General features: G+C 45.2%; 9 protein-coding genes and 1 pseudogene. 3 read left to right on the top strand and 7 right to left on the bottom strand.

What is annotated here, in order from left to right:
* From JGK20_RS29465 to JGK20_RS29455, 3 genes are all read right to left on the bottom strand, one after another.
* Nucleotides 1-3,125, bottom strand: a 3,125-nt coding sequence (locus JGK20_RS29465; protein WP_293233123.1) for a DEAD/DEAH box helicase, incomplete at its 3' end; no start/stop codon positions are given.
* Between the two features lie 325 nt (nt 3,126-3,450).
* Nucleotides 3,451-4,041, bottom strand: a complete 591-nt coding sequence (locus JGK20_RS29460) for a Uma2 family endonuclease (RefSeq protein ID WP_293186376.1) — start codon at nt 4,039-4,041, stop codon at nt 3,451-3,453.
* Nucleotides 4,042-4,304: 263 nt separating this feature from the next.
* On the bottom strand, nt 4,305-4,811 hold the full coding sequence (locus JGK20_RS29455) for a hypothetical protein (protein WP_293186378.1): 507 nt from the start codon (nt 4,809-4,811) through the stop codon (nt 4,305-4,307).
* 284 nt (nt 4,812-5,095) lie between these two features.
* Here JGK20_RS29455 and serA point away from each other — a divergent pair, with 284 nt between their 5' ends.
* A complete protein-coding gene (gene serA, locus JGK20_RS29450; RefSeq protein WP_293186380.1) occupies nt 5,096-6,679 on the top strand; it encodes a phosphoglycerate dehydrogenase in 1,584 nt (527 codons plus the stop codon).
* Nucleotides 6,680-7,070: 391 nt separating this feature from the next.
* Entirely contained in the window at nt 7,071-7,961 is an 891-nt protein-coding gene (prmA, locus tag JGK20_RS29445) for a 50S ribosomal protein L11 methyltransferase (protein WP_293186381.1), read from the top strand.
* Between the two features lie 261 nt (nt 7,962-8,222).
* Here the strand turns inward: prmA and JGK20_RS29440 are convergent, their stop codons facing one another.
* Both JGK20_RS29440 and trxA read right to left on the bottom strand, forming a co-directional pair.
* Nucleotides 8,223-8,822 carry a hypothetical protein gene (locus JGK20_RS29440; protein ID WP_293208014.1) on the bottom strand — a complete coding sequence of 200 codons (600 nt, stop codon included), beginning with the start codon at nt 8,820-8,822 and terminating at the stop codon, nt 8,223-8,225.
* 142 nt (nt 8,823-8,964) lie between these two features.
* Nucleotides 8,965-9,282, bottom strand: a complete 318-nt coding sequence (gene trxA / locus JGK20_RS29435; protein WP_293148879.1) for a thioredoxin — start codon at nt 9,280-9,282, stop codon at nt 8,965-8,967.
* A 153-nt stretch (nt 9,283-9,435) separates the two neighbouring features.
* Between trxA and fabG the strand changes: the two genes are divergently transcribed.
* Nucleotides 9,436-10,200, top strand: a complete 765-nt coding sequence (fabG, locus tag JGK20_RS29430; RefSeq protein ID WP_293186385.1) for a 3-oxoacyl-[acyl-carrier-protein] reductase — start codon at nt 9,436-9,438, stop codon at nt 10,198-10,200.
* A 60-nt stretch (nt 10,201-10,260) separates the two neighbouring features.
* On the opposite strand, the gene JGK20_RS29425 is transcribed toward fabG, so the two are convergent.
* Together JGK20_RS29425 and JGK20_RS29420 are read right to left on the bottom strand one after the other, a co-directional pair.
* Nucleotides 10,261-10,614, bottom strand: coding sequence for a hypothetical protein (locus JGK20_RS29425; RefSeq protein WP_293203582.1), 354 nt, complete (start codon nt 10,612-10,614; stop codon nt 10,261-10,263).
* Nucleotides 10,615-10,883: 269 nt separating this feature from the next.
* Nucleotides 10,884-11,067: pseudogene (locus tag JGK20_RS29420) on the bottom strand (ISKra4 family transposase); the annotation flags it as partial.
* Nucleotides 11,068-11,160 lie beyond the last annotated feature (93 nt).

Below are 11,160 nucleotides of genomic sequence, written 5' to 3'. Positions count from 1 at the left end.
TTAAATGCCTCATTATCCAACTCAGTCAGCCACGATTCATCAGCACCAATAATTGAACCTGCCAATTTCTTTTTGTCCTCAATCATTTGGTCAATCTTTTCTTCCAAAGTGCCAATTGCCACAAACTTATGCACAAACACATTTTTTTCCTGTCCAATCCGAAACGCCCGATCCGTCGCCTGATCTTCCACCGCCGGATTCCACCAGCGATCGAAATGAAATACATGATTGGCTTTTGTCAGGGTAATTCCCACACCGCCGGCCTTCAGTGATAGAATAAATACCGAAGGTTCTGATTCTGGATCTTGAAACTCTGAAATCATCCGTTCCCGTTTTTCGCGACTCGTTCCGCCGTGGATGTAATAAGTGTTATAATGTAGCGTGTGTTTGATGTATTTTTCTAACGCGCTTCCCAATTCGGTAAACTGCGTAAACACCAATAAACTTTCGCCTTCGGCTTTGACTTCCTCAATCATCTCGATCAGCCGTTCCAGTTTGTGCGATCGCTCTGGTGTAAACTCACTTTCATCCTGCAAAAACTGGCGGGGATGATTGCAAATTTGCTTCAACTTCAGCAGCGTCGCCAAAATCATCCCCTTACGCTTCATTCCTTCAGCCGCATCAATTTCTTGCTCTACCTCTTTCACAATGGCTTCATAAAGCGAAGCTTGCTCGCGGGTGAGATTGCAGTAGAGCTTTTGCTCAACTTTGTCGGGGAGATCCTGAATAATGGACTTATCGGTTTTCAGACGGCGCAGGATAAAAGGTTCTACTAATTTTTTGAGCGCGGCTGATTGCGTGCGACTCCCATGTTTTTGAATCGGTAATTCAAACATTTTCCGAAACTGCGCCTCTTTTCCCAAATATCCGGGATTGAGAAAATTAAAAATTGACCATAAATCTAACAAGCGATTTTCTACAGGTGTTCCAGTCAATGCTAGTCGATGGGTAGCGGGTAACTTTAAAATCGCCTTGGTTTGCGCCGCTTTCGGATTTTTAATATTCTGCGCTTCATCAATTACCAGCCGATGCCACGCTACGCTGCTCAACAGCTTCTCATCTTTGCGCGCCAAGGTAAAGGAAGTAATCAACATATCGCAATCTTGGACGGCGGCTTTAAATGCTTTGGCATCTTGCAAACGTTGAGGGCCTTCCGTCTCTTTGCTAGTGGATAAAACTTCTCTTTCTTGCAATAATCGAGCAATTACCTGCGCCGATTTACCCAAACCCATATCGTCGGCAAGACAGCCATTTAATCCCAAACTTTCCAAATAACTCAACCAAGAAACACCGCGTTTTTGATAATCCCGGAGTTTGCCTTGAAACCTTACTGGATCTGCAATTAACTCTAACCTACTCTTATCGTGCAGCTTCTCCAACATATCCGATAAAGCCCGATCGCGCTCCACCTCCAAATCTTCACTAGCTTCTCCTTCTGCCGTCAACTTCATAAAGTCAATCAAGCTGACATCGGGATTCTCTTCGCGATGTTTTTGCCAAAAATTCAGCATCTCCTGCATTTTATCTTTGTCCAGTTCCATCCATTGTCCTCGGAACTGTACCAACGGCGTTTTACTATTAACTAACGCCTGCCATTCTTGTTCGCTAACCCGTTCGCCTCCGATCGCCAATTCATACTGATATTCCACCAAGGAATCTGCCGAAAACAATCCCTTGCCCTTGATTGCAGCGCTTTTGCTGCCCTTCCCTTTGACTTGCAGGCGAATCTTTGCCCGTTGTCGTCCCTTCGGCGTCCACCAAGCGGGGACAATGACTTTATATCCGGCATCTTCTAATACCCAAGCGGACTCGCTGAGGAAGGTAAAAGCATCGTCTACGTTGAGGGAAATGTGAGCGGGTTTGTCGGTTTCTAGCCCCTGCCAAAGTAGGGGATAAATCCGCGCAGCGTAGCCGAGATTTGTCAGCAAATGTTGCTCAAAGTTGTCGCCGAATTGTGTTTGCAACTGTTTTTGTTGAGTCGATCGCGATCGCCAATAATCCTGCAACGGCACCCGCAGAGAGGGGTCTTTTTTTGCGGCTACCTGAAACTCTAAAACCCAAGGCTGTTCCGGGTTTTCGGGGGATTGTAGTTGAAAGCAGAGGGAGAATGAGTCAGCAGATTGATTGCGCGTAATGCGATCGCGCCAGGTTTGCCATTGCCGGTATTGTTCAAGGCTGACTCGCGCGATTTTTCGTGTTTGGTTGAGGCAGATTTGCAGTAAAGAATCCGCAATCTTATTTTCAAACGATGCTGGGATGGGGGTTTGAGTGACAATTTCGGCGATCGCACATTCTGAAAAATTACGCAGCAACATTTCGCGATCGTAGAACTTTGGTGTATCTTGTAGCTGGATCTTCCGAAAACCGGACGCGCAAACTAAAGGCATCCATTCAACATAGCGTTGTAACTCTGTTTCGTACTGCGCTGAAACAATTTCCCATCCCGGATAAATCTCAAAGCTGGGTGCAATTTTGGCAGGTGTTTTTGGAGCTTTTGCAGTCTTTGCGGTTGTTTTTGTTTCACCCGCTTTCTTGCGCCCGCGCGTGGCTTTCTCAGCGGGTTCCGATGTTTCGATGGGTGCGATCGCGATCGGAGCAGTTTCTCGATAGCGCAACGCCGGAATATAATGATCTTTCAGAACAATTTGCTTAAAAAATTGGGTGTAGTGATACCAAAACAGCAAATCTGAACCGAACTGAACTTCTGCTAAATCATAGAGGGCAAAAAAATGCAGATCGTTCAATACTTTAGTCAAAGTGTGGGTGGCGATTGGCACACAATCGACTTCCCAATATTCCAACTCAAATGTTTCGGGTAATTCTGTCTCTAAATATCGCGCTAACTCTAAAGATGGTAACGGCTGGTTATTGGCAGTGGGGAGTAAAAAGTACCGAGGGGCGATCGCATATTCTAGTCCCATCCCACTTGTATTGCTGACTGGTGGCAGTTGAATCCCGGCTTCTTTCGTTAGAAACTCTGTTAACTCTGCCGTCTCCAATTGTCGGGGATGAACCTTAGCAGGCTGTTTTTTCTTTTCAGTGGTTTCAACCCAAATATAAAACGTTCCAGCTTGAACAAAACTCTCTTCTGTTTGAGGAATCCAAGTGCCGTGGAGGATTTTCATAGGTTATACCAAACGCAACCTTTGGCATCGTATCATATCATAAGTTAGTCAAAAAATAGGAAGTACGGTTGAAACCTGGTTTATACAAACAATGTCTGAGCTCAGAGGGACTAAAGATAATAACGTAATTTTACCGCGCTATCTTTAACCTGCGTCGGCAGGTTTTGCCTGTATAGACGCGGTTTCAACCGCCGAGTCGTCTTTAACCTGCGTCGGCAGGTTTTGCTTGTATAGACGCGGTTTCAACCGCCGAGTCGTCTTTAACCTGCGTCGGCAGGTTTTGCTTGTATAGACGCGGTTTCAAACGCCGAGTCTTCTTACACATCTAGAAAATCTCAGTTAAATCCAACACAAAACCGGGCAGTACATCTTCACCTGAGACAGTTCGAGGTGCATCTAAAATTTCTACTTCTTTACCTTGACGGGAGATTTCTACTTGCCGATTTTTGCGATCGAGCAACCAGCCCAAACGAGCTCCATTTTTCATGTACAATCTCATTTTAGCTCGCAATTTTTCTAGGGAATCGGTAGTCGATCGCAATTCCACCACAAAATCGGGACAAATTGGTGCAAATTTCTCTTTTTCTTCGGAAGTTAAAGCATCCCATCTGTCGCGCCGAATCCAAGCAGCATCGGGAGAAATATCAGTACCATCTGGCAGTTTAAATCCGCTAGAAGAATCAAACGCAATTCCCAAATGTTTATTTTGACGGCTCCAAGATTGAAGTTGATAGGATAAGTCAATGTTGCGATTACCAGTCTCGCTACCAGTAGGCGACATAATAATTAATCCTCCACTAGAAGTACGCTCAAATCTCAAATCTCGGTTTTCTTGACACAAATTAAAAAATTGTTCGTCAGTTAGATCAATTGTCAATTCTAGGGGAGAAGATAAGGCTATCGTTGGAACTTCCATCGGTTTCTCCAAATATCAAGTAAGGTCAAATATTCTGGTAAAAAACTTGAATTCAAGTCAATATTAGATTTTTACCTAGGGTGCATCTGGGTTTTGAAGAGGGCGAAGCATGACCGCATATAAGTTATTAGTTATAATCTCCTATTTTCTGCGGTCATGCTTCGCCCCTACACACATATTTGCCAAACCCAGATGCACCGGTTGCCATAATACTAACTTGGAAGTTTTAACCGCAGATGAACGCAGATGAACGCAGATGACAATTAACTTTCTGTATAACCTTGCATATTTTCCGGTTCAAACTGCTGCAAAACATCAGCAGCTTTCTCGGTTAAAGCGTCAGTACCTTTAACTGCAATCAAAAATTTGCCCGCATTCAAACGGTTGCGATAGGGCAAAGCATCGCCGCTACCAAAAGCCATTCCTCCCGCACCGCCGACAAAAACGCTGCCCATTCCGGCCGCGATCGCACCTAGCACTCCGCCGATCGCGTGATCGCCAATTTCGCCCGCCCATGCAAAAGTCTTTAACTCTGTCATCAAGCTGAAGGTAACGCCGGCAATAAAGCCAAACGGTATCAGCCAAACAGCCATGAGTTTAGCTTGTTTCTTTGCTTGCTGGTTGGGATCGATTAAGCCAAATTCATCAGCAGTTTTGTAGCCCCGTCCCAAAATGCTGACTTGCTTCATGGGTAAGCCTTCTTTTTCGAGGGCGCAATAGGCAGCTTCGGCTTGCATTCGATCGGGCAGTACGGCGATAAGATAATTCATCAAAATAATTCCTGATAGTTAGGCTTCAATATCCGGAATTTATTATAGCCTGAAAAGACTTGCTAGCTAAGCAATTGGGCGTTTTTAAGACGATCGCCCAGGACGATCGCCCGCAAAGGTAAAATATTTCACGCAAAAATGACCGACCTTGACCGAATACGGATACAATTCAAACTGCACAAAGGCAAGCTTGAGCTGAGCTGTTAGATTCTGCTCTAAGTCATAAGTCTCAACTTTGAGCTCGCCAACAGGGCTATTTTTACTATTGCACTCAATTGCTTGCTATGCCTAAAGTTCTAGTATCCGATCCGATCGACCAAGCCGGAATTGACATCCTCTCCCAAGTCGCACAAGTTGACGTAAACACAGGACTCTCAGCCGAAGAGCTCGTGCGAATTATTCCAGATTACGATGCTTTAATGATCCGTTCTGGCACCCAAGTTACCAAAGAAATCATTGAAGCCGGAAATCTACTAAAAATCATCGGTAGAGCGGGCGTTGGCGTAGATAATGTCGATGTACCCGCCGCTACCCGCAAAGGAATTGTAGTCGTCAACTCCCCCGAAGGCAACACGATCGCAGCAGCCGAACACGCGATCGCCATGATGCTCTCGATGTCCCGCCACATCCCCGAAGCCAACGCCTCTGTAAAAAGCGGTAAATGGGAGCGCAACCGCTTTATCGGCGTAGAAGTTTACAAAAAAACCCTCGGTATCGTCGGTTTGGGCAAAATCGGCTCCCACCTCGCCACCGCAGCCAAAGCAATGGGCATGAAACTGCTCGCTTACGATCCCTTCATCTCCACCGAAAGAGCCGAACAGTTGGGCTGCCGCTTGGTAGAGCTCGAACTGTTGATGCGCGAATCCGACTACATCACCCTGCACATCCCCAAAACGCCGGAAACTCTGCACTTAATTAACGCTGATGTGCTGTCAAAGATGAAGCCCACGGCCAGGATAATTAATTGCGCCAGAGGTGGCATCATCGACGAAGCAGCCCTGGCAGAAGCTATCAAATCAGGCCAGATCGCCGGTGCAGCGATCGATGTTTACGAACATGAGCCGCTGGAAGCTGATTCTCCGTTGCGAAATGTCGGCCAAAACATCGTGCTGACGCCTCACTTGGGAGCTTCTACGGCTGAAGCTCAGGTGAATGTGGCGATCGACGTTGCCGAACAAATTCGCGATGTGCTGTTGGGACTGCCGGCGCGATCGGCTGTTAACATCCCAGGAATTTACCCAGACTCGATCGAAAAACTCAAACCCTACCTGCAACTCGCCGAAACCCTCGGCAACCTCGTCAGCCAGCTAGCCGGAGGCAGAGTTGATTACCTCAACGTCCAACTCCAAGGCGAATTGGCCAGCAACCAAAGCCAGCCCGTAGTCGTCGCCTCCCTCAAAGGCCTGCTCTCCCAAGCCCTGCGAGAGCGCGTTAACTACGTCAACGCCAGCATTGAAGCCAAAGAACGCGGAATTCGCGTCGTGGAAACCAGAGACGCCTCAATTCGCGACTACACAGGCTCTCTACGCCTCTGTGCTAAGGGAACTCTCGGCGAACACACAGTCACGGGTGCAGTCCTCGGCGAAAGCGAAATTCGGATTACCAGCGTTGACGATTTCCCAGTCAACGTTTGCCCGACGCACCATATGCTGTTTACCTTGCACCGCGATATGCCGGGGATTATTGGAAAAATTGGTTCCCAATTGGGCAGTTTTAATGTCAATATTGCCAGTATGCAAGTAGGCCGTAAAATCGTGCGAGGCGATGCAGTGATGGTTTTGAGCCTTGATGACCCTCTACCAGAGGGTATATTGGCTGAAATTATGAAAGTTCCTGGGATTCGGGATGCTTACACGGTGAATCTTTAAAGGATTTTAGATTTTTCAGGTTCCCCAATCTAAAATCTAAAATCGTTAAACGGTAACTCTTTGAAAGATTTTGGAGTTTAGGTTCCCACAATCTAAAATCTAAAATCGTTAAACGGTAACTATTTGAAGGATTTTAGATTTTAGGTTCCCACAATCTAAAATCTAAAATCTAAAATCTAAAATCGTTAGACGCTAACTCTTTGAAGGATTTGGGGGGTTTAGATTTTGGATGCAAGGACTGAATAATTGGTAATAAGTGATTGGTCATTGTTAATTGGCAAAAAAGTTGGAATTTTTCTATTAGTCAATCGTCATTTCTCACTCTTCAGTTCCCAGTATCCAGTTCCTGACGGGCGAATCTAAAATCTAAAATCTAAAATCTAAAATAGTCATGGCACATAGCTGGTGGGAAATTAGAATTCTTTGCGATCCGGCGCTGGAAGATATCATCTTTTGGCGCCTGGAACGGTTTAACTGTCGGGGAACTGCCACTCAGATTAAAAGCAATTCCTGCCTGATGTCGGCTTATTTGCCCGAGGAACAAGCGGGATTGTTGGATTTGGCGGCCCTGTCTTTGTGGCTGCGCCAAGATGCTTTGTGTGCGGGTTTGCCCTTGCCTGCGATGCAGTGGGATTTGATAGAAGATGAAGACTGGGGGAGCACTTGGAAGCAGCAGTGGCAGCCTCAAGAAGTGGGCGATCGCTTTTTAATTAATCCGGCTTGGCTTCCCCCACCGACTGATACCGATCGCGTAATCTTGCGTTTAGATCCCGGTGTTGCTTTCGGTACGGGTGCTCACGCTACGACTCAACTCTGTCTGGAGTCGCTGGAAATGCGCCTCGGTTTTGACGACAAAGAATGTGTAGTTGCTGATATCGGCTGCGGATCGGGTATTTTGTCGATCGGCGCGGTGTTGCTGGGCGCCACAAAAGTTTATGCTCTGGATACAGATCCTTTGGCAGTGCGATCGACCATCAGCAACCGACAACTCAACCGCGTTAACCCGCAGCAGTTGGTGGCAGAACTCGGAAGTATCGATCGGCTGATCGAAATGACGGGCGGCCCGATCGACGGTTTGATGTGCAATATTTTAGCCGAAGTAATCATTGATTTAATCCCGCAGTTCACCGCCATTAGCAAGCCGACTACTTGGGCAGTTCTCAGCGGCATTTTGCTCGAACAAGCTAAACCAATTGCAGACACTCTCGAACAACACGGTTGGATTGTTGCTACTCTGTGGAAGCGCGAAGATTGGTGCTGTTTTAATATTCGGCGCAGTTAATAATTAGAAATTGGGAATTGGTAATTGGTAATTGGTAATTGGTAATTGGTAATTGGTAATTGGTAATTGGTAGGGTGCGTCAGCTAGCATAATTCAATTCACCAGCAATCAAATATTAGCTGACGCACCTTACAGAAGTTGGGTAAAATAGTAATTGCAGCAGAATAATTAAGATAGAGAAAGTATATTAAGTTTGTAGTAAGGACTTTAGTCCTTCTTCAGACCAGGAGAGAGGACTAAAGTCCTCACTACAAACCAATTTTATCGCGGTCGCTCGACAGCAGATGATATTAGAGAACGAACGTAAAAAGAGACAGAGCCGATTAAATAAAAACTATTCACCAAAATCAACAATATCTTACCAACATAAGAATTAACCAAACCAAAAACGCGATAAGTTGACAGCAGCACTAACAGCATTTCAACCAAAGAAACAATTGACCCGTAGTGCTTCCTATCCCAATAAGAAATAGGACTGATAAAACGGTAATTGCTGAACGGAAAAAAGTGCCTGTGAGCATCATCATTATGCACTGGCAAATCTCCCAAAGAGTGCAGAATCATGCTCAGAAACAAAATTTGCACGCTTTGCCAGCCAAAATAATAAGCAATTACCCAGCCGATCGCAGCTAGGGGGATAGAATGAAACAAAGCCACAATATTCTGGACAACAGGCTCGTAATATGCTTTTGACCAAATTGTAGCTTCCGGCAAGCGAGCAATGTACTTCGCCCAAAAGTAAAATAAAAATATCGGGATATCGGGTAAGATTCCGCCGATAACGATCGGCAAGTTAAATTCAGATTGCTGGGCTCTACCAAGAATGGCGAGATTGATAATCGCGTGACTGGGAGTTTTCATAAGACAAAAATGCACAATTGGTTTGTAGTGAGGACTTTAGTCCTTCCAAAAGAGGACTAAAGTCCTTACTACGAACCTAACTTCCTCGTTGGTAGTAAGGACTTTAGTCCTTTCAGATAAAAGTGAAGTCCTGACTACCAACCTACAAATGAGGTTGCAGTCGATCGATCAACTGCGCCGGTTGCAATACTCCCTCAATGCGATCGACCTCAACACCATTTTTGAACAGCACCAAAGTCGGCAAAGCATAAATGTGAAACTGCGACGCCAACTGCTCGTACTTATCCGTATCAATCTTAACAACCATGAGCTTATCTTTCGTCTGACCGCTCACCTGCTCCAAAATCGGCACCATCATCTGACAAGGCCCGCACCAAGTAGCATAAAAATCTACCAGTACAGGCAAATCAGAGCTCGATAGTAACTCTTCAAAACTGTTGAACTGTTTTTGAACTGCCATCTTAAAAATGTGGTAAAGGGACGCCCATTATACCCGAAGGCTTAACGAGTAGGGAATTGTGACAACTGAACTCAATAAGTCAGTATAAATTTTTTTGGTTCTGGATCGATTTTAAGGCAGAATTCTGTGAGCATAGATTTTGAGGACAGAATTATGGAATTATTGCCAGAGACATATCAGCGATTGCAGGGACAAGTTGCCGTTGTCACCGGTGCGTCGCGGGGAATTGGGCGGGCTTGCGCTTTAGCATTCGCAGCAGAAGGCGCTAAAGTCGCCGTGAACTATGCCAGTTCAAGCGCTGCGGCTGATGAGGCGGTAGCAGAAATTATTGCAGCGGGCGGAGAAGCTGTGGCCCTTGCAGCAGATGTCTCCAAAACTGACCAAGTGGATGCACTCATCAGTAATGTCATGGAAAAATGGGGACGAATTGACATTTTGGTGAACAATGCCGGCATCACCCGCGATACTTTGCTGCTGCGGATGAAGCTAGAAGATTGGCAAGCAGTGATTGATTTGAATCTCACCGGCGTATTTTTGTGTACAAAAGCTGTCAGCAAAATCATGTTGAAACAGCGCAGCGGCCGAATTATTAATATTGCTTCGGTTGCCGGCCAAATGGGAAATCCCGGACAAGCTAATTACAGTGCGGCGAAAGCTGGAGTCATTGGATTTACTAAAACTGTGGCGAAAGAATTGGCAAGTCGCGCGATTACTGTGAATGCAGTTGCACCGGGTTTTATCACCACAGATATGACAAAGGATGTCAAATCTGACGAGATTTTAAAGTACATTCCGCTGGGAAGATACGGCGAAGTTGAGGAAGTTGCGGGGATGGTGAAGTTTTTGGCGGCGGATGCGGCGGCGGCTTATATTACCGGGCAAGTTTTTAATGTCGATGGCGGCATGGTGATGGCTTAGATTTGGGAATTTTTAACCGCAGATGCACGCGGATGAGCGCGGATGTCTGCGGTTATGAATTTATTTCAAATCTCTGTAGGTTGCTTGTCGGTGCACCTTCCCCGATTCGACAACCTTCTTACTTTGACAAAACTCTTCAAATAGTTCAAAAAAACTATTTAAAGCATCTTTCTCATCCTGAGAAAAAAAGAGAATTATATTCGCCCATGATTGAGATGAATCAATATTGAATTTTTTCTGTATCCATTCTTGAAAGCCATCTAGAGCGTTTTCTTCTTTTAGAGGTACGCCAAGCTGATACTGTGCCACATTGTATCCCGACAAGAAAGCCTGAAGACAACTAATTGACACCTTGCCCAAATAGACTGAAGGTTTATTCTTGATTTTTTTGAGAAGCTCGGAGAGATTATCCATACAAACTATCCCGTTGAATACTTGAGTCTAACAATACTTATATTCTCAACTCTATCTAATATTATTTATAAAAACTCTTGCTACACGACAATTGTTGCGCGGAGTGAGACACTTTAGTCTCATGTGTAAGGTGCGGATCTGTAAAATTGTCGCTTTTTCGGGTGCATCTGGTTTTTGAAGAGGGCGAAGCATGACCGCATATAAGTTATTAGTTATAATCTTATATTCACTGCGGTCATGCTTGGGAGCATCCCGGTTTTGAAAAAGCCTCAAATAGCCAAGAGATCGTTGAGGTAAGCACAACGAAGTTTTAGCATCTTGTTATGACATTTTTTTCAACCATTGAGCTCCCGAAATTTTCAACCTTCTATCTATTTGTTTGACAGCCGATTCCACCGCTCCCGAGCCTATGGAACAAATCTTGTCTGATGATAATTGCTCATAATTCAATACGGTTTACTTAAGGTCGAACAAGTGGTACACTAAGTATGATGTATAAAAAAGTAAATCAAGTATAGTGCCGTACAAAAAATTATTATTAGAATC

The sequence above is a fragment of the Microcoleus sp. PH2017_05_CCC_O_A genome (assembly GCF_020738785.1).
Lineage (GTDB): Bacteria > Cyanobacteriota > Cyanobacteriia > Cyanobacteriales > Microcoleaceae > Microcoleus.
The sequence above is the reverse complement of the archived record's forward strand: the minus strand, read 5'-3'. Positions and strand labels throughout refer to the sequence as shown.